The organism is Tardiphaga sp. GW821-FHT12E02 (assembly GCF_058807155.1).
In genome coordinates this window covers 798,098-824,256 of the sequence record NZ_JBXAQK010000001.1, presented here as the reverse complement: position 1 = coordinate 824,256, position 26,159 = coordinate 798,098, and the positions used below count along the sequence as shown (strand labels likewise).

The following is a 26,159-nucleotide window of genomic DNA, read 5'->3' as shown; positions in this document are numbered from 1 at the left end:
GCGACCGATGACACAACCCCTCACAGGCAAGATTGCGGTCGTGATCGGCGGCTCCGGCGGCATCGGCGCCGCGGCGGCACAGATGCTTGCCGCCGAAGGCGCCACCATCGTGGTGACTTGGCGCTCCGGTGAAGCGGCGGCGAATGCGCTGCTCGCACAGCTGCCGGGCAAAGGCCATCTCGCCCGCCGCGCCGTGGTCGAGGACACCGCGACACTCACCGCACTTGCCGGCGATGTTGAGAAGGCCTTCGGTCGCTGCGACATCCTCGTCAACACCGCGGGCTACACCAAGCCGATCCCCATCGGCGATCTCGACGCGCTCACCGACGATTTCATCGACGACATGTTCAAGGTGAACTGGCGCGGGCAATTCGCCGCGATCCGCGCCTTCACGCCAATGCTCAAGGCCTCCGGCGACGGATTGATCGTCAGCGTCTCCTCCATCGCCGGCCTCAGCGGCGTCGGCTCAAATCTCGCTTATGCCGCCATCAAGGCCGGCATCGACACCATGACAAAGTCACTCGCCCGCGCGCTGGCGCCTGATGTGCGCGTGATGTCGGTCTCGCCCGGCGTGGTCGCCACCGATTTCGTGCCCGGCCGCGATGCCGCAGCACTGGAGAAGGTCGCACCGACCATCCCGCTCAAGCGCGTCGCCACCGCCGATGATGTCGGCCGCGCCATCGCCGCCTGCGCAACGCATCTGACCTATTCCACCGGCTCGCTCATCGTCGTCGACGGCGGCCGGGCACTGTAAGGAGACGATGATGCGCCCGATGCTCGACAAGGTCGTCATTACCTGCGCCGTCACCGGCAATCTGACCCGTCCGGATCAGACACCGCATCTGCCGATCACGCCGGAAGAGATCGCGGATGCCTGCCTCGGCGCGGCAGAAGCCGGCGCGGCGGTCGCCCATATTCATGTGCGCGAGCCCGGCTCGGGCGCGCCATCGATGAAGCTTGACTATTATCAGGACGTCGTCGCGCGCATCCGCGCCCGCAACCGTCATCTGATCCTGAACATCACCACCGGCCCCGGCGGACGTTTCGTGCCATCGAAGGACGATCCCAAGATCGCCGATGCCGGCACCACGTTGATGAATCCGGAGGAGCGTGTCGCGCACATCACCGCGCTGAAGCCCGATATCTGCACGCTCGACCTCAACACCATGAATTCCGGCGCGCAGGTGGTGATCAATACGCCCGGCAATGTCCGCCGCATGGCCAGGGTGATCCGCGCCGCCGGCGTGAAGCCCGAGATCGAATTGTTCGATTCCGGCGACATCGCGCTGCTCCATGATCTCCTCGCCGACGGCACGCTGAGCGGCCCGGCGCTGACCTCCTTCGTGATGGGCGTGAAATACGGCTTCCAGCCCTCGCCGGAGACGGTGCTCTATGCACGCGGTCTGCTGCCGGCGAATGCGCACTTCACCGCCATCGGCATCGGTCGCTCCACATTCCCCATGGTGGCGCAATCCGTGCTCGCCGGCGGCCATGCCCGCACCGGGATCGAGGACGGCGTCTATCTCGAACGTGGCGTGCTGGCACCTTCCAATGCAGCGATGGTCGAGAAAGCACGGCGCATTATCGAGGAGATCGGCGCGCAGATCGCCACCCCCGCTGAAGCACGCGCTCTGTTCGATCTGCCGGAGGCTTCAGCATGACGACCGCCACCTGCCTGCGGCTCAACGCGAAAGTCGAGCAGATCGAAAGCGTCGCGCCCGCCATCGAGCGGCATTCGCTTGCGCGTACCAACGCAACCGACGTTCTTGTCGAGATCAAGGCTGCCGCCGTCAATCCATCGGATGCGAAAGCGGCAATCGGCATGATGCCATACGCGATCTTCCCACGCACACCCGGCCGCGATTTCGCTGGTGTCGTCCTGGAAGGCCCGGATGTGCTGATCGGCAAGGACGTCTTCGGCTCCTCCGGCGATCTCGGCATCCGCCGCGACGGCACGCATGCGACGCATCTGGTCGTGGAAGCGGACGCGGTAGTCGAGAAGCCCGCGAGTATCAGCCTCGCCGAAGCCGCAGGCATCGGCGTGCCCTTCGTCACCGCACAGGAAGGCTTTCGCCGCGCCGGCATGCCGAAAGCCGGTGAAACCGTTTTGATCCTCGGCCTCAATGGCAAGGTCGGCCAGGCCGCGGCGCAGATCGCCTCCTGGCAAGGTGCGCGCGTGATCGGCGTCGTACGCAAGGATGAGCCCTATGTCGGCCATGCCCATGGCGAAGTGACCGTGATCGATTCCAGCCGCAGCGATGTCGCCGCCACCGTGCGCGAACTCACAGGCGGCAAGGGCGCCGATATCGTCTACAACACCGTGGGCGAGCCCTATTACGACGCCGGCACCAAATCGCTGGCGCTGCTCGGCCGCCAGATTTTCATCGCATCGGTCAAACAGCCGGTGTCCTTCGACATCTTCGCCTTCTATCGCGGCCGGCACACTTATGTCGGCATCGATACGCTGGCACTCTCATCCGTCGCCAGCGCCGAGGTGCTGCGCGACCTCGTGCCAGGCTTTGCCACCGGTGCACTCAAGCCATTCCCGATCGAACCGAACGCGATCTATCCGCTCGCTCGCGCCGCCGAGGCCTATGCCGCCGTGCTCGGCTCGTCGCGCGATCGCGTCGTCTTCCAGCCCAACGGGTGAAGCCATGCATGTCGTCCGCCTGAATGACGCGCCGCGCTACGAGGCCCCCGGCCACAGTGACATGCGGATGTTCCGCCTGCAGGGACGCGATGCGGGGCCGAGCGATGTGATGTGGCTCGGCATGAGCCAGATCCTGCCCGGCGGCGGCATCACGCCATCAGCCTCGCCCGAAGAGAAGTTCTACGTGGTGCTCGAAGGCGAGGTGACCTTCGAGACGCCGGACTGCACCGCCACGCTGACCACCTGGGATTCCTGCCGCATCGCGCCCAACGAGATCCGCGCGCTGCGCAACGCGACGAAGAGACCGGCCGTGGTGTTGCTCGCAATGCCACTGCCCAACACCGCCAGAGGCTGAAAGCCCGGCATTTGAATTCACACGGAGGACACCAATGGATCGCCGACAGTTCATGATCGGCTCCGGCCTCGCCGCGTCCGCGGCGTTGATCGGCAGCAGCGCGTCAGCACAGACCTATCCCAGCCAACTCGTCCGCATCGTGGTGCCATTCTCCGGCGGCAGCATGACCGATATTCTCGCGCGCACCGTGGCGGACAAGCTCGCCACCAAATGGAAGCAGCAGGTCATCGTCGAGAACCGGCCGGGCATCGCCGGCGTCAGCAGCATCGCCAAGGGCCCCACCGACGGATCGCAGATCATGCTGACCTCCAATGGCCACAGCGTGGTCGGCGTGGTGAACAAGAATCTCGGCTTCGATCCGATCAAGGATTTTGCCCCCATCAGCCGCGTCGCCACCACCGCGGTGATCCTGATCGTGCCGCCCGATGCGCCGTATAAGACGCTCGCCGAATTCATTGCCGCCGCAAAGGCCAAGCCCGATGGCCTCAGCTACAGTTCCGCCGGCGTCGGCAGCTCGACCGGCATCGCCGCCGAACTGTTCAAGAGCCTTACCGGCGCGAAGATGGTTCTGATCCCGCATCGCGGACAGCCGGAATCACAGATCAGCGTCATGCGTGGCGACACCAACATGGCCTTCACCTTCTTCAATGTGGGCGGCGACCTCATTCAATCCGGCAAGCTGCGCGCCCTCGCCGTCACCGGCAAAGCGCGTCTGCCGCAGTTGCCTGATGTGCCAACCTTTGCCGAGGCCGGACTGCCGGACTTCGCTTATGATAGCTGGTTCGGCATGCTCGCCGCCGGTGCCACGCCGAAGCCGATCGTGAGCCAGATCGCGCGCGATCTCGCCGAGGCGCTCACCGACCCCGCTCTCGTCCAGCAATATGCGGCCCAGGGCGTCACCATCACCAGTTCGACGCCCGATACCTTCGAGGCCGAGTTGCGCAGCGATGGCGAACGTTATGGCAAGCTCGTGGCTGCCGCGAGCGGCTGAGCGCTTCAACGATAGCTGCTCAAATCCGTGATGGACGGCGTATCGCCGTTCAGCGGATTGGCGGGATCGCGCGCATAGCGCAGGGTCTCGAAGCGCATCGAACGGGCGTCGATCATCAACAGACGTCCGACCAGGCCTTCGCCAAAACCGACGATCTCGCGGATCGCTTCCAGCGCCATCATCGAGCCGATCATGCCGGCCAGCGCGCCCATTACGCCGGCTTCCTGGCAGCTCGGCACGGTGCCGGGCGGTGGCGCTTCGGGAAACAGGCAGCGATAGGTCGGGTTGAGTGCGCCCTTGTCGTTGCGCTCATGCGGCCGCAGCGTTGTGAGCGACGCATCGAACGTACCGAGCGCGGCCGAGATCAGCGGCTTGCCGGCGAGATAGCAGGCATCCGACACCAGATAGCGCGTCGAAAAATTGTCGGAGCCATCGAGCACGAGATCATAGGCCGGGATCAGTGCCATCGCATTGTCAGCATTCAGCCGCTCGCCATGGCCGACGAAATTCACATGCGGATTGAGCGCGTGGATTTTCGCCGCAGCACTATTCACTTTCAGCGCGCCGATATCGGGCGTCGCATGGATGATCTGGCGCTGCAGGTTGGACAGCGACACCTCGTCATCATCCACCACGCCCAGCGTGCCGATGCCCGCCGCCGCGAGATACATCAGCGCGGGCGCACCGAGCCCGCCGGCGCCAATCACCAGCACTTTCGCCGCGCGCAGCTTCGCCTGGCCGGGGCCACCGACCTCGCGCAACACGATGTGGCGCGCATAGCGCTCGAGTTCATCGCCACTCAGCATGATGTTATTCGCTCCAAACTCTCCCCCCTCATGGTGAGGAGCGCGCATCGCGCGCGTCTCGAACCATGAGCACAACACACTCATGGTTCGAGACGCCCGCCCTTGGCGTGCTCCTCACCATGAGGCCGGTGTTGAACCCGCAGATCGCTGTCACCGACCCAGCAGATGTGCTTAATTGCCGTAAAATCAATCGCAGGCTTCATACGGGACATGTCATGAGATCGATACTGTCGGCAACCGCGATGATTCTTCTTGCCTCTGCGGCGCATGCACAGTCCCCCGCCCCGAGCGCACCCGCAAAGCCCAGACCCGTGACCACCGTGCCGGTGCGGCCGGCTTTGCAGACCCCTGCCGACACCGCCAAGAGCATGACCCAGGCCGAGCGCCTGTCGATCCAGTCCGATCTCGCCTGGACCGGGAACTACAACGGCGCCATCAATGGCGAAGTCTCCGATCGCATGGTCAACAGCATCAAGGCGTTCCAGAAGAACAATGGCGGCAAGGAAACCGGCGTCCTGAACCCGCAGGAGCGCGGCCTGCTCGCCGCCGCTGCGAAGAAGCCGCGGGACAATGTGGGCTGGAAGATCGTCACCGATATGGTGACCGGCGCCAAGCTCGGCATCCCCGGCAAACTGGTGCCGCAGCAGATCTCCGATGCCGGCGGCAGCAAATGGCAATCCGCTTCCGGCACGATCCAGGTCCTGCTGACACGCCGCAAGGAAGAGGGTCTTGCAAGCGCCAAGCTGGCGGAGGCCGAACGCAAGCTGCCCGGCCGCAAGCTCGATTACAGCGCGGTGAAGCCGGATTTCTTCGTGCTGTCCGGCCTGCAGAACCAGAAAAAATTCTACGTCCGCGGCCAGATCAAGGGCGACGAAGTCCGCATGATCACCATCCTCTATGACCAGGCCACCGAAGGCACCATGGAGCCTGTGGTGATCGCCATGTCCTCGGCCTTCGACGCCTTCCCCGCCAGCGCCCAGGCCGCAGCGCCGCCACCGCGCAAAAAGGTCGAATATGCGTCGGGCATCGTGGTGACCGCCGATGGCGCCATCATCACGGATCGGCAGGCCGTGGATGGCTGCCTGTCGATCACTGTGGCCGGCCATGGCAACGCTGACAAACTAGCGGAAGACAAGACGCGCGACCTCGCTCTGCTGCGCATCTATGGCGCCCGCGATCTCAAGCCGCTGCCGCTCGGCACGGGCGCCGCCAAGCCCGATCTCACTCTCGTCGGCATCGCCGATCCGCAAAACCAGGGCGGCGGCGCAACCGTCAGCAGCATCAAAGCTTCGGCGGCGCAGGGAGCGAATGGGGAGACGACGTTGTCGCCCGCACCAGGCATCGGCTTCGCTGGCGCTGCGGCCATCGATAACGACGGCGCGTTCGCCGGACTCACGCAGTTGAAACCCACCATTGTCGCAGGCCCGGCACCTGCAGCAACTCAGGCCGTGCTGGCGCCCACGGAGATTGTGCGCAATTTCGTCAAGGCGAATGGCGTGGCGGCAGAAACCGGAAAGGCCAGCGATGCGAAGGCATCGATGGTGCGCCTGATCTGTGTGCGCAAATAGTCCTGCGCTCGCTACGCTTCTTCCATGCGATCCATGCGCTGTTCCAGCGTTGTCGCTCTCAACGCACGCGGGGCCTGCATCGGGCGGATGACGCGGCGCTCCAGCACGTCGCGGCCCTGCTCCTCGACGAATTTCACCGCGAAACCACCGGCGAGATGACGCACCACGCGGCCGACGCACGCCCCGACGGCAAGCGGCGTCCCGATCTCCGGCTGCACATCCGCGGACACTGCCGCGCCGGACGATGACATGTCGATCACGAAGCAGCTTTTCATCGATCCATCGGCAAAGGTCAGCATCGAATGCGGGCTCGCCGGCACGATACGCGCTTGCTTGCGGCCATCCCGGATGGTCGGATCCTTCTGCCTTTTCTCCAGCCAGGTGAGCTGATCCGACATCTTCTGCCGCATCGGCCTCGTCAGCATCAGTTCGAGCAGGAAGCTGCCCGACACCGTGTCGCTGATCTCACCCTCCAGCTTTCCGAAGTCCCCGAAATAGGTGTCGATCCGGTCGCCGAGCCGCCCGACAACCGGCGCATCGACGATCATCCGGAACGGCGACACGCGGCTGGTGCGGCAGGCAAAGCTGCGCGGCTTGCCCTCGGGATCGAGCCAGTTCGACAGCGTATACTGGCCACCCACGACCACATTGACGGCGCGCTGCCTGAGGAATTTTTCGACGGACACGTGTGGCCTCCTGCGGTACCTCGCAACCATCATAAAAACGGCTGCCAGGCGAGCATTCGCGCGCGCCGTGGTTATCAGGGGTATTTATACACCCGTTCAAGTTGAGACAATATTACCGGGGATTTGCCGGCTTGATAAATATCAGCCGGGCACCCGTCCCTGGATGGCATTGGCGAAGGCGTCATAGCTGACCGCCCCGCCAGACTGCTCTGTGAGATGCGCCCGCACGCGGTGCTGCAACTCGGCCAATATGTCAGGTGCCATTGCGGCCACCGCCGGCTTCACTGTCGAGCCGGAGGTCGAGGCTGCCCAGAAATCTTCGAAACTCTCGAAGCGTCGGGTCACGTCGATCCGGCGCGTTGCGATATCGGAGAGCCCGGCGCCCTGCCACAGCGCGATCAGGTTTTCGGTCCGGGACGCATCCGGATGGGGCGGCGGCTGCGGCACAAAGCCCATGGCGCGCAACTCCCGCATCACGGGCTGCAGCGGAAAGCCGCCACCATCCATATCCCAGGCATAGGCAGACACGAGACCGCCGGGCTTCACCACCCGCGCCATCTCCGCCACGCCGCGCGGCGGCTCCGGCACGAAGAAGATCACGAGCGCCATCACGGCCGCATCGAAGGCCTTATCGCCAAACGGCAACGCCATCGCGTCACCTTGATGATAGGTCGCGATTTGCGTGCCCGGCCGCTTGCGCGCATAATCGAGCTGGCCGTCGGACGGATCGACACCATTCACCGCCCGTGGCGCACAGCGCTGCACGATCAGCTCGGTGAACGCGCCGTTGCCGCAACCCACATCGATCCAGGCGAGGTCCTGCTTTGGTGCAATCCAGTCGAGAAACGTCTCGCCGGCAAGACGGCTCCATACACCCATCATCCGCTCATAGGCAGCGCCGTCGTTGAAGCGGATGGAGGGATTGGACGTGTCGGTCATGACAAAAACTCCTTCCTCACCGTCACTTCTGACACTTCGGGCACCAGAAGGTCGATCGCCCTTTCTGTACGAAGCGCTTGACGATGCCCGAGCAGCCGTCGGTTTTGCAGGCCTCGCCCTCGCGGTCATAGACCTGGAACGAATGCTGGAAATAACCGAGTTCGCCGGAGGTCTGGCGATGATCGCGCAGCGATGAGCCGCCGGCCTTGATGGCGAGATTCAGCACGTCGTGGATGGCATCCACCAGCAAGGTGGCGCGCTCGGTCGGCTCGCCCTTCTTGGTCGCAAGCGTCGCAGCCAGGCGGCGCGGTGACAGATGCGAGCGAAACAGTGCCTCGCAGACATAGATATTGCCGAGACCAGCGACCACGGTCTGATCGAGCAGCGCGGCCTTCAGGCTTGTCTTCTTGTTGCGGCAGGCTTCGGCCAGCATCGCCGCATCGAATTCGTTGCCGAGCGGCTCCGGGCCGATATCCTTGATGAAGGGCTCCTGCTCCGCCTCGCTGCGGGCAAAGATCTTCATGAAACCGAAGCGGCGGGGGTCATTATAAATCACCGACGGGCCCGACGACATGTGGAAGACCACATGATCATGCGCCCGCTCGTCGCTGCGTGGATGATGGAACGCGCCGGGCATCTCATTCGTCCCGTCGGAGACGACGCGGAACGAGCCGGACATGCCGAGATGCATCAAAAGAACGTCACCGGAATCCAGATCCGCGAGCAGATATTTGGCCCGGCGACCAAGGCTGGTGACCATCCGCCCCTGCAACCGCTCGGCAAAATCGGGCTGGAACGGAAACCGCAGGTCGCCGCGGCGGAGCTCGAGGCGGTCGATCCGGGCGCCTTCCATGGCGGGCTGCAGGCCGCGCCGGACGGTCTCGACTTCGGGGAGTTCGGGCATGAGATACGTCATTCACCTTGCGAGGCTGACGTGATAGCCCCTTTGCCGCCGGCAGGCTATGGTCCGCCGCAATCGAGGTTTTTTGAGATGAGCAGCATGGATCAGCCGGGCGAAACCACGCATTTCGGCTTCCGCGACGTGCCGGTGGGCGACAAGCAGACGCTGGTGAACGAGGTGTTCCACAGCGTGGCGCAGCGCTACGACCTGATGAACGACCTGATGTCCGGCGGCATGCATCGCGTCTGGAAGGACGTGATGATCAACACCCTCAACCCGCCCCGCTCGGACGCGCCCTTCGCGCTGCTCGACGTGGCGGGCGGCACCGGCGACATTTCTTTCCGTGCGGCCAAGGCGTCGGGTCTCGGCTTCGCGGCGACGGTCTGCGACATCAATACGGGCATGCTGAAAGTCGGCCGCGAGCGCGCGATCAAGCAGCATCTCGAACATCAGGTCTCGTTCGTCGAAGGCAATGCCGAGGAGCTGCCTTTCGCCGACAAGAGTTTTGACGCCTATACGATCGCCTTCGGCATCCGCAACGTGCCGCGCATCGACCGCGCACTCAAGGAAGCCTATCGCGTGCTGAAGCCCGGCAGCCGCTTCCTCTGCCTCGAATTCTCGACAGTGGACGTGCCGGGCCTCGACAAGATCTATGACCTGTTCTCGTTCAAACTGATCCCGCCGATGGGCAAGGCGGTGACCGGCGATTCCGAATCCTATCAGTATCTCGTGGAGTCCATCCGCAAGTTTCCGAAGCCGAATGCGTTCGCCGACATGATCCGCGACGCCGGCTTTGCGCGGGTGAAATACGAACTGCTCTCGGGCGGCATCGTCGCACTGCATTCGGGTTGGCGTTTGTGATTTCTGCTCTCTCGCATATCACGCGCCTCGCTCGCGCCGGCATCGTGTTCGCGCGCGAAGGCGTGTTCGGCGCTGTCGATCCCGCACTGATCCCGCCACCGGCTTTGCTTGCCGTGAAAATTGCGCGGCTGATCGAGCGCAAGAATGCGCAGACCGGACCAAAGCTGTCGCGCGCATTGACGCGGCTGGGCCCCGCCTATCTGAAGCTCGGACAGTTTCTTGCCACGCGGCCTGATGTCGTCGGCGTCGCCATGGCGCGCGATCTGGAGAATCTGCAAGATCGCCTGCCGCCCTTCTCGATGACCGAAGCCGAGCATGTGGTGGCCGCTTCGCTGGAGCGGCCGATGTCGCAGCTCTATGCGAGCTTCTCGCCGCCGGTGGCAGCCGCGTCGATCGCGCAGGTGCATCGCGCGGAGATCGACAAGGACGGCGTGCGCAAGACCGTTGCCGTCAAGGTGCTGCGCCCGAATGTGGCCGCGCAATTCCGCCGCGACCTCAGCGATTTCTTCTTCGTCGCGCGCAATGCCGAAGAACATTCGGCGGAAGCGCGCCGCCTGCGGCTGAACGAGATCATCACCGTGATGTCGCGCTCTGTCGCGATGGAAATGGATCTGCGGCTGGAGGCTGCCGCACTCTCCGAAATGGCGGAGAACACGAAGAACGATCCGGATTTCCGCGTCCCCGAAGTCGATTGGGACCGCACCTCGCATAACGTGCTGACCATGGAGTGGATCGACGGCATCGCGCTGAACGATCACAAGCGTCTTGCCGAATCGCAAACCGATCTGCCGGATCTCGGCCGCAAGGTGATCCAGAGCTTTCTGCGTCATGCGTTGCGTGACGGCTTCTTCCATGCCGACATGCATCCGGGAAACCTGTTCCTCGGCAGCGACGGCCGCCTCGTCGCGGTCGATTTCGGCATCATGGGCCGGCTCGGCCTGAAGGAACGGCGCTTTCTCGCGGAGATTCTGCTAGGCTTCATCACCCGCAATTATCGCCGCGTCGCCGAGGTGCATTTCGAGGCCGGTTATGTGCCGGCGCATCACTCGGTGGAGAATTTCGCGCAGGCAATCCGCGCCATTGGTGAGCCGATTCATAATCGGACGGCGGAAGAAATCTCCATGGCAAAGCTTTTGACTTTGCTTTTGGAAGTAACCGGCCTGTTCGACATGCAGACCCGGCCGGAACTGATTTTGCTGCAGAAAACCATGGTCGTGGTCGAGGGCGTGGCACGGACTTTCGATCCGAAACTGGATATCTGGAAGGTCGCCGATCCCGTCGTGCGCGAGTGGATCGAGCGCAATCTGGGGCCACTCGGCAAGATTCAGGGCGCGCTGGCCGGCGCCGGCGAGCTGGGCAAGGCCGCCTCCGGCCTGCCGATGCTGGCCACGCGGGCGATGACGGTGCTGGAGCAGCTCGAGACCATGACCCGCAACGGCGTCCGGCTCGACGACGAAACCATTGCAGCCATTGGCAGAATTCGCGCCAAACAGACCAGGTGGCGGACCATCGGGATCTGGGTGATCGCGCTCACCTTCATCGGAATTCTGCTCACCGTGCGATGATTGCATTGCTGGCGCATCGTGCTAGCATTGCCATCAAACAGCGCGAGGCGCCGCATGGCCAATCTCTCCATTCGCAATCTCGACGACGCCATTCGCGACGAAATCCGGCTCCGGGCGGCTCGCAACGGGCGGTCCGTGGAGGACGAAGTCCGGGTCATTTTGCGTGAGGCGTCGCAAGGCGGCCATCGTGCGGCCGCTGGTTTGCCGCAAGAACAGCTCCCCGAAAATGCGGCTTCACCGCCCGTTTCGCGCGAAATCTTGCGGCAAGATCATGGCAGCCAGCCCAAGGTCACGCTGATCATCGGCGGCGGCATCGCGGCCTATAAATCCCTCGACCTGATCCGCCGGATCAAGGAGCGCGGCATCCATGTCCGCGTGGTGCTGACCCAGGCCGCGCAAAAATTCGTCACGGCACTGGCTGCGAGCGCCCTCTCGAACGAGCGCGCTTACACCGACCTGTTCGATCCGCAGAGCGAGTTCGATGCCGGGCATATCCGCCTCGCGCGCGAATGCGATCTGATCGTCGTGGCGCCGGCGACCGCGGATCTCATGGCCAAGATGGCGAACGGGCATGCGGATGATCTCGCCTCCGCGATTCTTCTCGCATCCAACAAGCCGATCCTGATCGCGCCGGCGATGAATCCGTTGATGTGGGGCAACCCTGCAACGAAACGCAATGTCGCGCAGCTGCAGCGCGACGGCATCCGCATGATCGGGCCGAATGCCGGCGAGATGGCGGAGCGCAATGAAGCCGGCACCGGGCGGATGGCGGAGCCGACGGAGATTGCGGAAGCCGCCAATGCGCTGCTGCGGCCGCAACGTCCACAGCCGCTGAGGGGCAAGCGCGTGCTGATCACCGCGGGGCCGACCCATGAGCCGATCGATCCCGTGCGCTATATCGCCAACCGCTCGTCGGGCAAGCAGGGTTATGCGATCGCGGATGCGGCGCGTGCGGCCGGCGCTGACGTGATTCTGGTGTCAGGCCCGGTCGAGCTCGATGAGCCCCGTGGTGTGGACGTGAAGCATGTGGAATCCGCGCGGGATATGCTGAGCGCTGTCGAGGCCGCGCTGCCTGTCGATATCGCGATCTTCGCCGCAGCGGTTGCGGATTGGCGCGTCGTCAATGAAGGTGCGCAGAAGCTGAAGAAGAAAGCCGGCGAGGCGATGCCGCCGCTGCAGCTCACGGAAAATCCGGACATCCTCGCGACGATCTCGAAACGCGAATCGAATCGTCCACCGCTTGTCATCGGCTTCGCCGCCGAAACCGAGCACCTGATCGACAACGCCACCGCCAAGATCAAGCGCAAGGGCTGCGACTGGATCGTGGCCAATGACGTGTCGCCGGCGACCGGCATCATGGGCGGCGACAGCAACACTGTGAATCTGCTCACGCGCGACAAGGAGAGCGGCGAGATCGCCGTTGATTCATGGGCCCCGATGAGCAAGGAGGATGTCGCCGTGACGCTGGTCGCGCGCATCGCTTCCGCCATTGCGAAAGAGACACCATGAGCACCACCGTCAAAGTCGAAGTCCAGCAACTGCCGCATGGCGCGGGCCTGCCGCTGCCGGCCTATCAGACCGCGCATGCCGCAGGGATGGACCTGCTGGCGGCGGTACCGGATTCCGCGCCGGTGGTGCTGGAGCCCGGCAAGGTCGCGATGGTGCCGACGGCACTGAGCATCGCATTGCCGCCGGGCTATGAGGCGCAGGTGCGCCCGCGCTCGGGGCTGGCGGCGAAGCATGGCATCACGGTGCTGAATTCGCCGGGGACGATCGATGCGGATTATCGCGGCGAGATCGCGGTGATCCTGATCAATCACGGCAATGCAGCTTTCACGATCAAGCGCGGGGAGAGAATCGCGCAGATGGTGATTGCGAAAGTCGAGCAGGCGGAACTGGTGACGGTGGCGGCTCTGGGCGAGACCGAGCGCGGTAGCGGTGGGTTTGGTTCGACGGGGAGATAAAGCGCCTGATCGTAGGATGGGTTGAGCGAAGCGAAAACCCATCGGCCGAACGATGTGGCTCACTCCGCCGATGGGTTATCGCTCCGGCGCTGCGCGCCTGCGCTCAACCCATCCTACGAGACAGCAAGACCGAGTCTTTTCGCCACACTCCGCGCAATTCGATTCAAACGCCGCCGCTTTTCTTAACCCCCTGATTCACGTTCACGGTCTGGACTCTTACCCGGCGAGTCCCGAAGCAGATATCCTCCACCGATTCGTTTGAGGTGGTGCGGGGACCGCCTGGGGAGTCGTGCGGTTTTGGGGCGAAGAATGCCAGGCGTGGTCGCGATGATGCGTCGGACCTTGCTCTCATGCACCGCCATGGTGCGTGACGGGCTTGTCGGCGTCGGTGCGTCTGTCGCACTCGCCTCACACGCGCTCGCCGCCGAGGACTCGCCGCTGACGCTTGCCGGCCTGGTCGATCTCGATCGCCAGGAAATTGCAGCGCTCACCACCGGCGGCGCCGTGCTCGGCTTTTCCGTGGTCTGCGCGATCCTGCTGATGCGCAATCGCCAGCGCGCCGCGCGCACCGAAACCAAGCTGCGCAACGAACTCCATGCCGTGCAGACCGAGGCCGACCGCTTTCGCGCGCTGCTGTTCACCGAGCCGCAGGTGCTGGTCTCCTGGGCCGCCGGCGAAACCCGTCCCGAAATTTCCGGCGATACCGCCATCATGATGTCGCAGGATCCGCAGGCGCATCAGCCGCAGCGCATTCTCGCTTTCGGAACCTGGCTGCCGCCGGAGCCGGCGCTGCGCATGGACCATGCCGTCGATGCGCTGCTCGATGCCGGCGAAGGCTTTGTGCTCAATCTGACAACGACCACCGGCCGCGCCATCGAGGCGATGGGCCGCGCCATCGGCGGGCAAGCCATTGTCCGGATTCGCGAACTCTCCGGCCTGCGCCGTGAGCTGGCGGAAATGACCCTGCGCTACAAGGACCTTGCGGAAGAAAGCGACACGCTGCGCGGTTTCGCCAATGCGGCGCCGACGCCGATCTGGGCTCGCCATGCCGATGGCAAGCTGGCTTTCGCCAATGCCGCTTATGTGCGCGCGACCGAAGCCGCCGATACGGCCGACGCCATCGGCCGCAATCTCGAGCTCCTCGACAGCGACCACCGCGACAGCCTTGCGCATGCGCTGAACGACAACCAGCCGTTTGCCGCGCGCATCCCCCTCGTCATTTCCGGCGAGCGCAAGATCTTTGACGTGCATGCCGCGCGCATCGGCGCCGGCAGCGCCGGCATGGCCATCGATGCATCTGAAGCTGCAGCCCTGAAGGCGGCACTCATCCGCATGGCGGAAGCGCATCGCCGCACGCTGGATCAGCTGTCATCCGGCGTTGCCGTGTTCGACGGCCAGCGTCGGCTTGCTTTCTACAACGATGCCTATCGCCGGCTGTGGGACCTCGATCGCACCTTCCTCGACAGCAATCCCGACGATTCCAGCGTGCTGGATCGCCTGCGCGCGGCGCGCAAATTGCCGGAGCAGCCGAATTTCCGCACCTGGAAAAACAAGCTGCACGAGGCCTATCACGCCAATGAAGCGCATAAGGATGTCTGGTATCTGCCGGATGGCCGCGCGCTTTCCATCGTCACCACGCCGAATCCCGAAGGCGGCGTCACCTATCTCTATGACGACGTCACTGAGCGCCTCGATCTCGCCCGCCGCTTCGACGGGCTGATCCGCGTCCAGCGCGAAACGCTCGATGCCCTCGGCGAAGCCGTGGCCGTGTTCGGCAGCAATGGCCGCGCGCAGCTGTTCAATCCGGCTTTCGCAAAGATGTGGCGCCTCTCCGACGAGGCGCTGGCGCAAGAGCCGCATATCGAGATGGTCGAGACCTGGTGTCGGCCACTATTCGACGAGCCTGCCGTCTGGCAGACCATTCGCGGCGCCATCACCTCCATCGACAACCGCGCGCCGGTACCGCTGAAGATGGAGCGCAAGGACGGCAGCGTGCTGGCCTGCATGTGCATGCCGCTGCCGGATGGCGCGACCATGCTGACCTTCCAGGACATTTCCGACGCCGAAAATGTCGAGCGTGCACTGCGCGAGCGCAATGAGGCGCTCGAGGCGGCCGACCAGATGAAGGTGGATTTCGTCCACCACGTCTCCTACGAACTGCGTTCGCCGCTCACCACCATCATCGGCTTCGCGCATCTGCTCAGCGATTCCTCGACAGGGCCGCTGCTGGCCAAGCAGGCCGAATATCTTGACTACATCACCACCTCGACCTCGGCGCTGCTGGCGATCATCAATAACATCCTCGATCTCGCCACCATCGATGCCGGCGCGATGTCGCTCAATCTCGGCCCGATCGACATCCGCGCGATCATCGATGCTGCGGCCGAAGGCGTGCAGGATCGACTGGCGCGCGATCGTATCGCGCTGCAGATCGATGTCGCCTCTGACATCGGCAGCTTCATCGGCGACGAGAGCCGCGTGGTGCAGGTGCTCTATAATCTGCTCGCCAATGCGGTCGGCTTTGCGCCGCATGATTCAGCTGTCACGCTGAGAGCCGCACGCACCGAGCACATGATCACCTTCTCGGTGACCGATCGCGGCCCCGGCATTCCGCAGGACAAGCAGGACAAGATCTTCGACTGGTTCGAAAGCCACGCCAATGGCTCGCGCCATCGCGGCGCCGGGCTCGGTCTGTCGCTGGTGCGCTCCTTCGTCGAACTGCATGGCGGCAAGGTGCGGATCGACTCAACGGTTGGGAGGGGCACGACGGTGAGCTGCGACTTCCCTTTGGACCAAACCGCCCATCGTAACGCAGCCGAATGAGCGGGCTGTTCTCATACTCCATTATCGCGCTGGCGCTCGGTCACCTCTCCCCGCCGGGGAGAGGTCGCGCGCCCTTGCGCGCGGGTGAGGGGGCAGCCGCAAATGATGGAGTTTGTGGTAGCCCCCTCACCCGCCCGGCTTCGCCGGTCGACCTCTCCCCGGTGGGGAGAGGTGAGCGAGCCCAGCCATGACGACGTCATTCTCCCTCGCGCTGCCCAATGAAGATGCCACGGCCGCGCTGATGGCTGATCTCGCGCTGCTGATCAGCGCCGGCGATGTCATCACGCTGTCCGGCGATCTCGGCGCCGGCAAGACATCCGCTGCCCGCGCGATGATCCGCTATCTCGCCAGCGATGACGAGCTCGAAGTGCCGAGCCCGACCTTCACACTGGCGCAGAGCTACGACCTGCCATCCTTCCCGCTGGTGCATGCCGATCTCTATCGCATCACCGAGCCGTCCGAGATGGAGGAGATCGGCCTTTCGCCATTGCCCGAAGGCGCAGTGGCGCTGATCGAATGGCCGGAACGCGCCGAAGGCGATTTGCCCGCCGATCGTATCGATATCGCGCTGACGCATCGGCCTGCGCTGGGCTCGCTCGCGCGCGCCGCGGAGATTACCGGGCACGGCAAGGCCGCAGCGATCGTGCAGCGCCTGCAGAGCTTGCGCGAATTCCTGGAAGAAGCGCGCACTCTCGATGCCGGACGCCGGCGCATGGCAGGCGATGCCTCGACGCGCTCCTATGCGCGGCTGATCCGCGACGACGGCGTCTTCATCCTGATGAATGCGCCGAAACGGCCCGACGGCGCCCCTGTCTATGGCGGCAAGTCCTACAGCGCAGCGGTGCATCTGGCGGAGGATGTGAAGCCGTTCGTCGCGATTGCAAACGGGCTGCGCGCGCAAGGCATCTCGGCGCCTGCGATCCATCACGCCGATCTCGATGCGGGCTTTCTGATCACGGAAGATTTCGGCATCGAGGGCGTGATCGAGGGATCGCCGCCCGCGCCGATCGTGGAACGCTATCAGGCGGCCACCGACATGCTGGCGGTGCTGCATGGCAAGCAACTGCCGGAAACGCTGCCGCTGCTGCCGCATCAGGACTATACGATTCCCGTCTTCGACACCGACGCGCTGCTGATCGAGGTCGGGCTGATGCCGGAATGGTATCTGCCGGATCGGGATGCTGCTCCGAGTGACGCGTTGCAGGCGGAGTTTTTTGCGCTGTGGCGCGAACTGCTGACATCGATCGAAGCCGCACCGCGCACCTGGGTGTTGCGCGACTTCCATTCGCCGAACATGATCTGGCTGCCCGCGCGCGACGGCATCAATCAGGTCGGCGTCATCGATTTCCAGGATACGGTGCTCGGCCATGCGGCCTATGATGTCGTGTCGCTGCTGCAGGATGCGCGGATCGACGTGTCCGAGCCCATCGAGCTTGCGATGCTGACGCGCTATATCAAGGCGCGGCTCGCGGCGGAGCCGCATTTCGATCCGGCGTCGTTTGCCGAGATCTATGCGATCATGTCGGCGCAGCGGAACACGCGGCTGCTCGGCACCTTTGCGCGCCTCAATCGCCGCGATGGCAAGCCGCATTATCTCAAGCATCAGCCGCGGATCTGGACCTATCTCAATCGATCATTGGCGCATCCGAGACTGACGGCGTTTCGCGAGTGGTATGAGAGATACGTACCGGCGCCACAGGGATAACTCGGCCCTCATCCTGAGGAGCCGCGCAGCGGCGTCTCGAAGGATGGCCGCACGCTCGGGAGCCAGGCCATCTCATGGTTCGAGACGCGCGCAAGGGCGCGCTCCTCACCATGAGGGACGGAGCTGCCCCAATCCTTAACGCAATCTTAGCCACGATCGCCTTAGTCTCGTCCTCAAGATCGGCCAAAGCCTCGTCTGCGGGGCTATCGGTACTGAGTAGGGATCGGTCATGGCACACACGGACCAACGCAGCGACCATCGAGTCGTGTTCGAGCGCGGCTTTCCCGCGCAGATGATGGGGATCGACGGCACCTGGCGCCGCGCCTGCATCCTCGAAGATGTGTCCGAGACTGGCGCGAAGCTGACTGTCGAGACCTCGGTGGAAGGATTGCACCTGAAAGAATTTTTCCTGCTGCTGTCATCCACGGGCCTCGCCTATCGCCGCTGCGAACTCGGCTGGGTGAATGGCGACCAGATCGGCGTGAATTTCCTCAAGCCGGGCGACAAGAAGAAGAAAAGTTCAAAACGACCGGAGAATCAGGACGCCGACGCGTGATCATGCGGTGTGTCGCATCGACGTCATGTCGCGCCCTTATTGCTCGATGAATTTATGCGCGACTGCGCGCCCCGTGCTACACTTTCCACCAATCGATTCAGAATCGCTTTTCGAGACGCAACGTCATGTCCGTGAAACCCACCAAAGCCATGGTTCTCGCTGCCGGCCTCGGGCTGCGCATGCGCCCGCTGACCGAGACCATGCCGAAACCGCTGGTGCCCGTCGCCGGCCAGCCGCTGCTCGATCATGTGCTGGATAAACTCGCCGCCGTCGATGTGCGCGAAGCCGTGGTCAATGTGCATTACCTGCCTGACCAGATCATCGATCATGTGAAGACACGCACGGCGCCAAAGATCACGATCTCCGACGAACGCGACCAGGTGCTCGGCACCGGTGGCGGCGTGGTGAAAGCATTGCCGCTGCTGGGCAGCGAGCCGTTCTATCATCTCAATGCCGATACGATGTGGATCGACGGCGCACGACCGAATCTGGTGCGCCTCGCCGAGAGTTTTGATCCGGCGAAGATGGACATCCTGCTGCTGATGGCGCCGACGGCGAACAGCATCGGCTATAGCGGCAAGGGTGATTATGAGATGCGCCCCGACGGTACGCTGCGCCGCCGCAAGGAAAACCAGGTGGTGCCGTTCGTCTATGCCGGCGTGGCCATCATCTCGCCGGCGATTTTTGCGGATGCGCCGCAAGGTGAATTCGCGCTGACAAAACTGTTCGATCGCGCCAATGAGGCCGAGCGGCTCTACGGCCTGCGCATGGACGGCGTGTGGATGCATGTCGGCACGCCCGACGCGGTGCGCGCTGCGGAAGATGCGTTCCTGGCGAGCGTGGCGTAATCCCGAACTCCACCCTCATCCTGAGGAGCCGCGCAGCGGCGTCTCGAAGGATGGCGACGAAGCTCTGGCATCTCATGGTTCGAGACGCGCGCAAGAGCGCGCTCCTCACCATAAGGGTTCGGAGAGCCTGACTCCCTTCCGGTCTCTCCCCATGCCATGATGCGCCCGTTCTCGAATCGGGTCGCTCATGCGCGTTTTCACCATTCCATCCTCGGCGCCGTTTCTGCGCACGCTGATCACGGCGCTGGTGGATGGTGATCTCGTGCCGGGCTTCGAAGCGCGTACTGATCGCGCCAAACTCGCCACCGTCACGCTCTATCTGCCGACGCGCCGGGCCGGGCGCATGGCGCAGGAGGTGTTTCTCGACGTGCTCGGCGGCGACGCGGTGCTGCTGCCGCGCATCGTGCCGCTCGGCGATGTGGATGAAGAAGAACTCGCTTTCGCCCATGCCGCAGCGCCCGATGCGCTGGATTTGCCTGACGTGCCTGACGCCCTCGATGGATTGCAGCGCCGCCTGCTGCTGGCCCAGCTGATCGGGGCCTGGGCGAAGCAGATCAGGCCCGACAATCCCGCCCAGGCGCCGCTGGTGGCCGGCGGCCCCGCTTCGATGCTGGCGCTCGGCGACGATCTCGCGCGACTGATGGACGACATGGCGACGCGACAGGTGCCGTGGTCGGAGCTCGACGCGCTGGTGCCCGATGCGCATGACCGCTACTGGCAGCTGACGCTCGACTTCCTCAAGATCGCGCGCGAATGGTGGCCCGCCGAACTGGAGGGCCGCAACCGGATCGAACCGGCGGTGCGGCGCGATCGCCTGATCGATGCGGAAGCCGCAAGGCTGAAGGCCCATACAGGCGGGCCGATCATCGCCGCCGGCTCCACGGGCTCGATGCCGACCACGGCGAAATTCCTGCACGCGGTGGCGCAGCTTGCGCAAGGCGCGGTGGTGCTGCCGGGACTGGATACCGATCTCGACGACGCCTCGTGGAAACTGATCGGCGGCAGCCGGGATGTGCTCGGCTTCGTCGAATCCTCCGCATCGAATCATCCGCAATATGCGCTGCATGCGCTGCTGGAGCGCTTCAACATCAAGCGCAGCGATGTAATCACGCTCGGTGCGCCATTGCCACATGGGCGCGAATTGCTGGCGTCCGAGGCGATGCGGCCGTCCAACGCGACGGCGCAGTGGCACAAGCGGCTGAGCGAGCCGGCAGTCGAGCAGAAGATCGCCGCAGGCATGACGAAGCTCTCCGTCATCGCCGCCGCCAATCCGGAAATGGAAGCGCTGGCGATCGCGATTGCGATGCGCGAGGCCCATGAGCAGAAGAAATCCGCCGCCTTGGTGACGCCCGATCGCGCGCTGGCGCGGCGGGTGATGGCGGCGCTGGGGCGATGGAATCTGCTGTTCGACGATTCCGGCGGCGATGCACTGACCGAGACATCCGCCGGGATCTTTGCGCGGCTTGTTGCGGAAGCCGCAGCAGAACAGCTCGAGCCGGCGACATTGCTTGCGCTGCTGAAGCATCCGCTGTTCCGGCTTGGTGCGCCCGCGCACGGATGGCGCGATGCCGTCGAGACGCTGGAGCTGGCGCTGCTGCGCGGCACGCGGCCGGCAGCGGGCACTTCGGGACTCAAGCAGGATTTTGCCCGGTTCCGCGACGAACTCGGCAAGCTCTATCGCGACGAGCCGTCGATGCTGCATCGCGCCGAGCTGCGCACGAAGCTGAGCGGCGAACAACTCGATCGCGTCGATGATCTGATCTCGGAGCTGCAGAAGGCGCTGGCGCCGCTGGAAGGCATCCATCCGATCCGGCCGATCGATTTCGCGGCTGTGGCACAGCAACATCGCGAAGCCATCGAAAGATTGTCACGTGATGACAAAGGTGCCGCCGTCGCGCTGGCCGGCCGCACCGGCGGCAATGCGCTGGCAAAGGTGTTCGACGATCTCCTCGTCATGGAAACGCCCGCGGATGGCGGCGACGATCGCCTCGTTCTCTCGGGCCTCACACTACAGCTCCGCGACTATCCCGATGTGTTCCAGACCGCCTTTGCCGATGGCATCGTGCGGCGGCCGGAAGTCGCCAATGCGCGGCTGCGCATCTATGGCCAGCTCGAAGCGCGCCTCACGCAATCGGATCGCGTGATCCTCGGCGGGCTTGTCGAGGGCATCTGGCCGCCGTCGCCGCGCATCGATCCCTGGCTGAGCCGGCCGATGCGCAACCAGCTCGGCCTCGACCTGCCGGAACGCCGCATCGGCCTCACCGCCCATGACTTCGTGCAATTGCTCGGCCATGACGAGGTGATCCTCAGCCATGCCGCGAAAGTCGGCGGCGCGCCGGCGGTGGCTTCGCGCTTCCTGCATCGCATGGAGGCGGTGGCTGGCGAGGAACGCTGGACAGCCGCGGTGAAAGCCGGCGAGATCTATGTCCGCTATGCGGAAAAACTCGACCAGCCCGACACCGTCACACCGGTCACGCAGCCGGAGCCGAAGCCGCCGCGCGATGCGCGCCCGCTGCGACTCTCCGTCACCGCCATCGAGGACTGGCTGCGCGATCCCTATTCGATCTATGCGAAATATATCCTGAAACTGTCACCGCTCGATCCCGTGGACATGCCGCTGTCCGCCGCCGATCGCGGCTCGGCCATCCATAATGCGATCGGTGACTTCACGCTGGAATTCAGCAAGGCGTTGCCGGATGATCCCGCTGCGGCGCTTCGTCGAATCGGCAAGGTGCATTTCGATCCGCTGATGAACCGGCCGGAAGCGCAGGCGCTGTGGTGGCCGCGCTTCCTGCGCATCGCGTCATGGTTCGCGAACTGGGAGATCGAACGACGCATCAATGTGGCCAGTATCGATGCCGAGACGCGCGGCGAGATCGCGATCCCGCTCGATCATGGCCGCATCTTCCATCTCTCGGCCCGTGCCGACCGCATCGAGCATCGCACCGACCGCACCTTTGCGCTGCTCGACTACAAGACCGGCAATCCGCCGACCGGCAAACAGGTGCGCATGGGCCTGTCGCCGCAGCTGACACTGGAAGCCGCGATCCTGCGCGAGGGCGGCTTTCGCGGCATTGCCGCCGGCAGTTCCGTGAGCGAGCTCACTTATATCCGCCTCAGCGGCAACAATCCGCCGGGCGAGGAAAAGCCGATCGAATTGCGCATCGAGCGCAAGGACGAGGCCCAGCATCCCGACGATGCCGCCATCGAGGCGCGCGCCAAGCTGGAAGCGCTGATCCGCAAATTCGAGGACGAGGCCACCGGCTACACATCGCTCGCGCTCTCCATGTGGTCGAACCGCTACGGCGCCTATGACGATCTCGCCCGCATCAAGGAATGGTCCGCCAATGGCGGCGGAGGCGAGTCATGAGCGGCCCGCGCAATATTCCCGAGGCTGCAACGGCCAAGCAGAAGCTGGCGTCGGACCCGACATCCTCGGTGTTCGTCTCGGCCAATGCCGGCTCCGGCAAGACCTATGTGCTGGTCAATCGCGTCATTCGGCTGCTGCTCAATGATGTGCCGCCGGAGAAGATTCTCTGCGTGACCTTCACCAAGGCCGCGGCGGCGAATATGGCGGAGCGCGTGTTCACGCGGCTCGGCCATTGGGTGACGCTGGATGATGCGGCACTCGATGCGGAAATCCGCAATGCCGGCGTGGCAATACCCGACAGGAAACTGCGCGCGCGGGCGCGCGAACTGTTCGCCAGCGCACTGGAGACGCCGGGCGGGTTGAAGGTGCAGACCATCCACGCGCTGTGCACGCGATTGCTGCAGCAGTTTCCGTTCGAGGCCAATGTGCCCGCCCGCTTCAGCGTGCTGGACGACCGCGACCAGAACGAGATGATGGAGCGCGCCTCGCTCAAGGTGCTGCTGGCGGCTGCAGCGGCCCCCGCAAGCGCCGAAGGCCGCGCGCTGACCATCGCCATGACATCGGCGGCCGATGTGACCTTCCGCGATGTGGTGCGCGAGGCAAGTCTCAGCCGCGATCAATTTCTGGCCTGGATCGCGCGCGCCGGCACCACCGATGCCGCGATGGCTCAGCTGTGCGCAACGCTCGGCGTCTCGCCGACGGATACGCGCGAAGCCATCGAGCTGGAGATCGTCGATGGCCCGCATCTGCCGCGCAAGGAGTGGATCGCCACGGCGGAGAGCCTCGCGACCGGCAGCAAGACCGATGGCGACCAGGCCACGCGGCTGCGCGATGCGCTGGTGCTGTCCGGCACCGAGCAAGTGGAAAAATATCTCGAACTGTTCCTGACCAAGGAGCAGAGCTTGCGCAAATCGCTGGCGACCAAGAAGATTGCCGACAATCATCCCGGCATTCTCGCCACGCTTCAACGCGAAGGCGATCGCATTATCCCGCTGCTGGACCGCCGCCGCGGCGTCGCCATGCGTGAGCGCACGGAATCATTGCTGGTGATCGCGAGCCAGGTGGCGGAAAATTATCGCCGCGAAAAGATCGAGCGCGGGCTGCTCGATTACGACGACCTGATCGACCAGACGCTGGCGCTGCTCGATTCCGGTGCGGCAGGCTGGGTGCATTACAAACTCGATCGCGGCGTCGATCATGTGCTGATCGATGAAGCGCAGGATACGAGCCCGCGGCAATGGGACATCCTCACCCATCTGATCGCGGAATTCACCTCCGGCGAAGGCGCGCGCGATGGCGCCAAACGCACGATCTTTGCCGTGGGCGACGAGAAGCAATCGATCTTCTCGTTCCAGGGTGCCGCACCGCGCGAATTCGACGAACGGCGGCGCGCGCTGCAGGCGCGCTTCACCAAAGCGGGTCTAAAATTCGATCCGGTCGCTTTCACCTATTCGTTCCGCACCGGCGGCGCGATCCTGCAATCGGTGGATCACGTGTTTCGCGATCCCGCGATCTATCGCAGCATTCACAATGAGAGCGCCTATCCGCAGCATGAATCGCTGGACGATGCCGGGCCGAGCCTGATCGACCTGTGGGAGCTGGAACAGCCCGACGAGCGCCCGAGCATCGAGGGCTGGGATGCCCCCTTCGACAAACGCTCGGAAACCAGCCCGGACGTGAAGCTGGCGCGGCGGGTGCAGGCCGAGATCAGGGAGCTGATCGTGGCGAAAACGGAGACCGGGCCGCTCGGCAAGCGGCGGCGGCTTCGCTATGGCGACATGCTGATCCTGGTGCGGCGGCGCGGATCGGCTTTCAATGCGATCATCCAGGCGCTGAAGCATGCGGGCATTCCCGTGGCTGGTGCTGATCGACTGAAGCTGACCGAGCATATCGCGATCATCGACCTGATGAATCTCGCCGATGCACTGCTGCTGCCGCAGGACGATCTGGCGCTCGCGACCGTGCTGAAGAGCCCGTTGTTCGGGCTCGACGATGACGATCTCTACAAGATCGCATGGGATCGGCATGGACGATCGCTGCGCGACTCGCTTGGCGAGAAGGCGGCTGGCGACAAGACGCTCGGCGCCGCGCTGGCGCGGCTGATCGCCTGTGAAAAACATTTCGCCAGCGAGACGCCGTTTGCGTTCTATGCCTGGCTGCTCGGCGGCGATGGCGGGCGGGCGCGCATCCTGCAGCGGCTCGGCCACGAGGCCAATGATGCGCTCGATGAATTTCTCGAACTGGCGCTCGGCTATGAGCGCAAGGCGCCGGCCTCGCTGCAAGGGTTTGTCGCATGGCTGCGCGCGGCCGATACCGAAGTGAAGCGCGACATGGAGATCACCCGCGACGAGGTGCGGGTGATGACGGTGCATGGCGCCAAGGGACTGGAAGCGCCGGTGGTGTTCATGATCGACACCACATCGTCGCCCTCGGATTCGCAGCGCATGAACCTGATCCATGTGCCGCAGGGCAATGCGGCGCCGGGGCCTTCGGGCGTGGTGGTATGGGCCGGCAAGAAGAGCGACGATCCGGAAGCCGTCGCGCTCGCCCGCGCGGCGATGATTCAGGACACCGAGGACGAATATCGCCGGCTGCTCTATGTGGCGATGACGCGCGCGGCGGACCGCCTCATTGTCGGCGGCTGCATGCCCGGCAATCGCAACGCGGTGCGTGAGCACTCTTGGTACGACCTGATCCAGAAGGGGCTGGAGAATTCCGGCCTGCAGATGCAGCAGGTGCCGCCGCCGGATGGCGTGGTGAAGCGCTATACCAAACCGGGCGACGCGGCACCGGCGCTGAGCGCTGCGGAGACGACGGCGGTGGCTGCCCCGATCGCCTTGCCGGCCTGGCTGCGTGGCAAAGTGGGCGATCAGCCGCGGCGCGAGAGCCTGCTGCGGCCATCGGATGCCGAGGACGACGATCGTTTCACGGCCTTGCCCGGCGAAGCCGAACGGCAGCGCAAGATGGCCATGCAGCGCGGCAATCTCGTGCATCGGCTGCTGCAATCGCTGCCCGAGATCGTGCCCGACAAGCGCCGCGATACGGCGATGGGCTTCCTCAACCGCAAAGCGGAGCAGAGGGATGGCTGGACCGACATCGACCGCGGCACGCTGGCCAACCAGGTGCTGGGCCTGCTGGCCGAGCCAAGTCTCGCCGCGCTGTTCGCGCCTGGCAGCCGGGCGGAAGTGGCGGTTGCGGGACGCCTGAGCCGTCTGGACGGCTCCACTTTCCTCGTCTCCGGCCAGATCGACCGGCTGGTGGTGACGCCAACGGAGGTGCGGATCGTGGATTACAAGACCAACCACAATCCGCCGCGCAAGCTGGTGGCCGCGCCAAAAGCCTATATCCGGCAGCTGGCGCTGTATCGCGGGGTATTGGCAAAACTGTATCCGGACCGGCCGGTGCGCGCCGCGCTGCTCTGGACGGAAACCATTGAGATGATGGAGATTTCCAGCGCCGCGCTGGACGCGGAGCTGGCCGCCATCATCGCTGCGTGAGCACGCCTTGACCCGGCAAGGGGGCGTTCATAGGTTGGATGCATCATTCCGGCGCGCGATTCTGATCGGCGCCT

At 64.4% G+C, this 26,159-nt stretch carries 20 protein-coding genes; 16 read left to right on the top strand and 4 right to left on the bottom strand.

Annotated features, from left to right (window positions below; translation table 11 throughout):
• Nucleotides 1–7 precede the first annotated feature (7 nt).
• Genes AC1RQ5_RS03925 through AC1RQ5_RS03905 form a run of 5 tightly spaced genes read left to right on the top strand, consistent with a single transcriptional unit; the run spans nucleotide 8 to nucleotide 3,996 of the window.
• Nucleotides 8–754, top strand: coding sequence for an SDR family NAD(P)-dependent oxidoreductase (locus AC1RQ5_RS03925; RefSeq protein ID WP_493197153.1), 747 nt, complete (start codon nucleotides 8–10; stop codon nucleotides 752–754).
• A gap of 19 nt (nucleotides 755–773) precedes the next feature.
• Complete coding sequence (locus AC1RQ5_RS03920; protein WP_493203298.1) at nucleotides 774–1,661, top strand: beta-keto acid cleavage family enzyme; 888 nt, start codon at nucleotides 774–776, stop codon at nucleotides 1,659–1,661.
• Nucleotides 1,658–2,650 carry a quinone oxidoreductase family protein gene (locus tag AC1RQ5_RS03915; RefSeq protein ID WP_493197152.1) on the top strand — a complete coding sequence of 331 codons (993 nt, stop codon included), beginning with the start codon at nucleotides 1,658–1,660 and terminating at the stop codon, nucleotides 2,648–2,650. The genes AC1RQ5_RS03920 and AC1RQ5_RS03915 overlap by 4 nt, the downstream gene beginning before the upstream one ends.
• A gap of 4 nt (nucleotides 2,651–2,654) precedes the next feature.
• A complete protein-coding gene (locus AC1RQ5_RS03910; RefSeq protein ID WP_493197151.1) occupies nucleotides 2,655–3,005 on the top strand; it encodes a cupin domain-containing protein in 351 nt (116 codons plus the stop codon).
• 34 nt (nucleotides 3,006–3,039) lie between these two features.
• Complete coding sequence (locus tag AC1RQ5_RS03905) at nucleotides 3,040–3,996, top strand: Bug family tripartite tricarboxylate transporter substrate binding protein (RefSeq protein WP_493197150.1); 957 nt, start codon at nucleotides 3,040–3,042, stop codon at nucleotides 3,994–3,996.
• A 5-nt stretch (nucleotides 3,997–4,001) separates the two neighbouring features.
• Here the strand turns inward: AC1RQ5_RS03905 and AC1RQ5_RS03900 are convergent, their stop codons facing one another.
• Nucleotides 4,002–4,802 (bottom strand): HesA/MoeB/ThiF family protein, encoded by an 801-nt coding sequence (locus tag AC1RQ5_RS03900; RefSeq protein WP_493197149.1) that lies wholly within the window; start codon nucleotides 4,800–4,802, stop codon nucleotides 4,002–4,004.
• A 215-nt stretch (nucleotides 4,803–5,017) separates the two neighbouring features.
• On the opposite strand from AC1RQ5_RS03900, the gene AC1RQ5_RS03895 reads away from it, so the two are divergent.
• Nucleotides 5,018–6,370: a serine protease gene (locus AC1RQ5_RS03895; protein ID WP_493197148.1), complete on the top strand. Its 1,353-nt coding sequence runs from the start codon at nucleotides 5,018–5,020 to the stop codon at nucleotides 6,368–6,370.
• Between the two features lie 11 nt (nucleotides 6,371–6,381).
• On the opposite strand, the gene AC1RQ5_RS03890 is transcribed toward AC1RQ5_RS03895, so the two are convergent.
• The 3 genes from AC1RQ5_RS03890 to mutM all read right to left on the bottom strand — a co-directional run bounded on the left by AC1RQ5_RS03890 (nucleotide 6,382) and on the right by mutM (nucleotide 8,899).
• Nucleotides 6,382–7,056, bottom strand: coding sequence for a PilZ domain-containing protein (locus tag AC1RQ5_RS03890; protein ID WP_493197147.1), 675 nt, complete (start codon nucleotides 7,054–7,056; stop codon nucleotides 6,382–6,384).
• A gap of 141 nt (nucleotides 7,057–7,197) precedes the next feature.
• The gene (locus AC1RQ5_RS03885) at nucleotides 7,198–7,995 is read right to left on the bottom strand and encodes a class I SAM-dependent methyltransferase (RefSeq protein WP_493197146.1); all 798 of its coding nucleotides are present in this window, start codon (nucleotides 7,993–7,995) and stop codon (nucleotides 7,198–7,200) included.
• A 22-nt stretch (nucleotides 7,996–8,017) separates the two neighbouring features.
• Nucleotides 8,018–8,899 (bottom strand): bifunctional DNA-formamidopyrimidine glycosylase/DNA-(apurinic or apyrimidinic site) lyase, encoded by an 882-nt coding sequence (gene mutM / locus AC1RQ5_RS03880; protein ID WP_493203297.1) that lies wholly within the window; start codon nucleotides 8,897–8,899, stop codon nucleotides 8,018–8,020.
• Nucleotides 8,900–8,995: 96 nt separating this feature from the next.
• On the opposite strand from mutM, the gene ubiE reads away from it, so the two are divergent.
• The 10 genes from ubiE to addA all read left to right on the top strand — a co-directional run bounded on the left by ubiE (nucleotide 8,996) and on the right by addA (nucleotide 26,085).
• Nucleotides 8,996–9,757: a bifunctional demethylmenaquinone methyltransferase/2-methoxy-6-polyprenyl-1,4-benzoquinol methylase UbiE gene (ubiE, locus tag AC1RQ5_RS03875; protein ID WP_493203295.1), complete on the top strand. Its 762-nt coding sequence runs from the start codon at nucleotides 8,996–8,998 to the stop codon at nucleotides 9,755–9,757.
• The gene (gene ubiB / locus AC1RQ5_RS03870; RefSeq protein ID WP_493197145.1) at nucleotides 9,754–11,322 is read left to right on the top strand and encodes a 2-polyprenylphenol 6-hydroxylase; all 1,569 of its coding nucleotides are present in this window, start codon (nucleotides 9,754–9,756) and stop codon (nucleotides 11,320–11,322) included. Before ubiE ends, ubiB begins: the two co-directional genes overlap by 4 nt.
• Before the next feature lie 54 nt (nucleotides 11,323–11,376).
• Nucleotides 11,377–12,831, top strand: a complete 1,455-nt coding sequence (gene coaBC, locus AC1RQ5_RS03865; RefSeq protein ID WP_493197144.1) for a bifunctional phosphopantothenoylcysteine decarboxylase/phosphopantothenate--cysteine ligase CoaBC — start codon at nucleotides 11,377–11,379, stop codon at nucleotides 12,829–12,831.
• The gene (dut, locus tag AC1RQ5_RS03860; RefSeq protein WP_493197143.1) at nucleotides 12,828–13,286 is read left to right on the top strand and encodes a dUTP diphosphatase; all 459 of its coding nucleotides are present in this window, start codon (nucleotides 12,828–12,830) and stop codon (nucleotides 13,284–13,286) included. Before coaBC ends, dut begins: the two co-directional genes overlap by 4 nt.
• 309 nt (nucleotides 13,287–13,595) lie before the next feature.
• The gene (locus AC1RQ5_RS03855; RefSeq protein ID WP_493197142.1) at nucleotides 13,596–16,109 is read left to right on the top strand and encodes a sensor histidine kinase; all 2,514 of its coding nucleotides are present in this window, start codon (nucleotides 13,596–13,598) and stop codon (nucleotides 16,107–16,109) included.
• A 187-nt stretch (nucleotides 16,110–16,296) separates the two neighbouring features.
• Nucleotides 16,297–17,814 carry a tRNA (adenosine(37)-N6)-threonylcarbamoyltransferase complex ATPase subunit type 1 TsaE gene (tsaE, locus tag AC1RQ5_RS03850; protein ID WP_493197141.1) on the top strand — a complete coding sequence of 506 codons (1,518 nt, stop codon included), beginning with the start codon at nucleotides 16,297–16,299 and terminating at the stop codon, nucleotides 17,812–17,814.
• Between the two features lie 229 nt (nucleotides 17,815–18,043).
• Nucleotides 18,044–18,370, top strand: coding sequence for a PilZ domain-containing protein (locus tag AC1RQ5_RS03845; RefSeq protein ID WP_398478381.1), 327 nt, complete (start codon nucleotides 18,044–18,046; stop codon nucleotides 18,368–18,370).
• Nucleotides 18,371–18,495: 125 nt separating this feature from the next.
• A complete protein-coding gene (locus AC1RQ5_RS03840) occupies nucleotides 18,496–19,218 on the top strand; it encodes a nucleotidyltransferase family protein (protein WP_398478379.1) in 723 nt (240 codons plus the stop codon).
• Between the two features lie 187 nt (nucleotides 19,219–19,405).
• A complete protein-coding gene (gene addB / locus AC1RQ5_RS03835) occupies nucleotides 19,406–22,588 on the top strand; it encodes a double-strand break repair protein AddB (protein WP_493197140.1) in 3,183 nt (1,060 codons plus the stop codon).
• A complete protein-coding gene (gene addA / locus AC1RQ5_RS03830; protein ID WP_493197139.1) occupies nucleotides 22,585–26,085 on the top strand; it encodes a double-strand break repair helicase AddA in 3,501 nt (1,166 codons plus the stop codon). The genes addB and addA overlap by 4 nt, the downstream gene beginning before the upstream one ends.
• The last annotated feature ends 74 nt before the right edge of the window (nucleotides 26,086–26,159 follow it).

Coding starts and splice junctions, on each gene's coding strand:
- AC1RQ5_RS03925 (WP_493197153.1), top strand. CDS start 8: ATGACACAACCCCTCACAGGCAAGATTGCGGTCGTGATCGGCGGCTCC.
- tsaE (WP_493197141.1), top strand. CDS start 16,297: ATGACGACGTCATTCTCCCTCGCGCTGCCCAATGAAGATGCCACGGCC.
- AC1RQ5_RS03900 (WP_493197149.1), bottom strand. CDS start 4,802: ATGCTGAGTGGCGATGAACTCGAGCGCTATGCGCGCCACATCGTGTTG.
- AC1RQ5_RS03905 (WP_493197150.1), top strand. CDS start 3,040: ATGGATCGCCGACAGTTCATGATCGGCTCCGGCCTCGCCGCGTCCGCG.
- coaBC (WP_493197144.1), top strand. CDS start 11,377: ATGGCCAATCTCTCCATTCGCAATCTCGACGACGCCATTCGCGACGAA.
- AC1RQ5_RS03920 (WP_493203298.1), top strand. CDS start 774: ATGCTCGACAAGGTCGTCATTACCTGCGCCGTCACCGGCAATCTGACC.
- dut (WP_493197143.1), top strand. CDS start 12,828: ATGAGCACCACCGTCAAAGTCGAAGTCCAGCAACTGCCGCATGGCGCG.
- AC1RQ5_RS03895 (WP_493197148.1), top strand. CDS start 5,018: ATGAGATCGATACTGTCGGCAACCGCGATGATTCTTCTTGCCTCTGCG.
- mutM (WP_493203297.1), bottom strand. CDS start 8,899: ATGCCCGAACTCCCCGAAGTCGAGACCGTCCGGCGCGGCCTGCAGCCC.
- AC1RQ5_RS03840 (WP_398478379.1), top strand. CDS start 18,496: ATGTCCGTGAAACCCACCAAAGCCATGGTTCTCGCTGCCGGCCTCGGG.
- AC1RQ5_RS03845 (WP_398478381.1), top strand. CDS start 18,044: ATGGCACACACGGACCAACGCAGCGACCATCGAGTCGTGTTCGAGCGC.
- AC1RQ5_RS03885 (WP_493197146.1), bottom strand. CDS start 7,995: ATGACCGACACGTCCAATCCCTCCATCCGCTTCAACGACGGCGCTGCC.
- AC1RQ5_RS03855 (WP_493197142.1), top strand. CDS start 13,596: ATGCCAGGCGTGGTCGCGATGATGCGTCGGACCTTGCTCTCATGCACC.
- addA (WP_493197139.1), top strand. CDS start 22,585: ATGAGCGGCCCGCGCAATATTCCCGAGGCTGCAACGGCCAAGCAGAAG.
- AC1RQ5_RS03915 (WP_493197152.1), top strand. CDS start 1,658: ATGACGACCGCCACCTGCCTGCGGCTCAACGCGAAAGTCGAGCAGATC.
- AC1RQ5_RS03910 (WP_493197151.1), top strand. CDS start 2,655: ATGCATGTCGTCCGCCTGAATGACGCGCCGCGCTACGAGGCCCCCGGC.
- ubiE (WP_493203295.1), top strand. CDS start 8,996: ATGGATCAGCCGGGCGAAACCACGCATTTCGGCTTCCGCGACGTGCCG.
- addB (WP_493197140.1), top strand. CDS start 19,406: ATGCGCGTTTTCACCATTCCATCCTCGGCGCCGTTTCTGCGCACGCTG.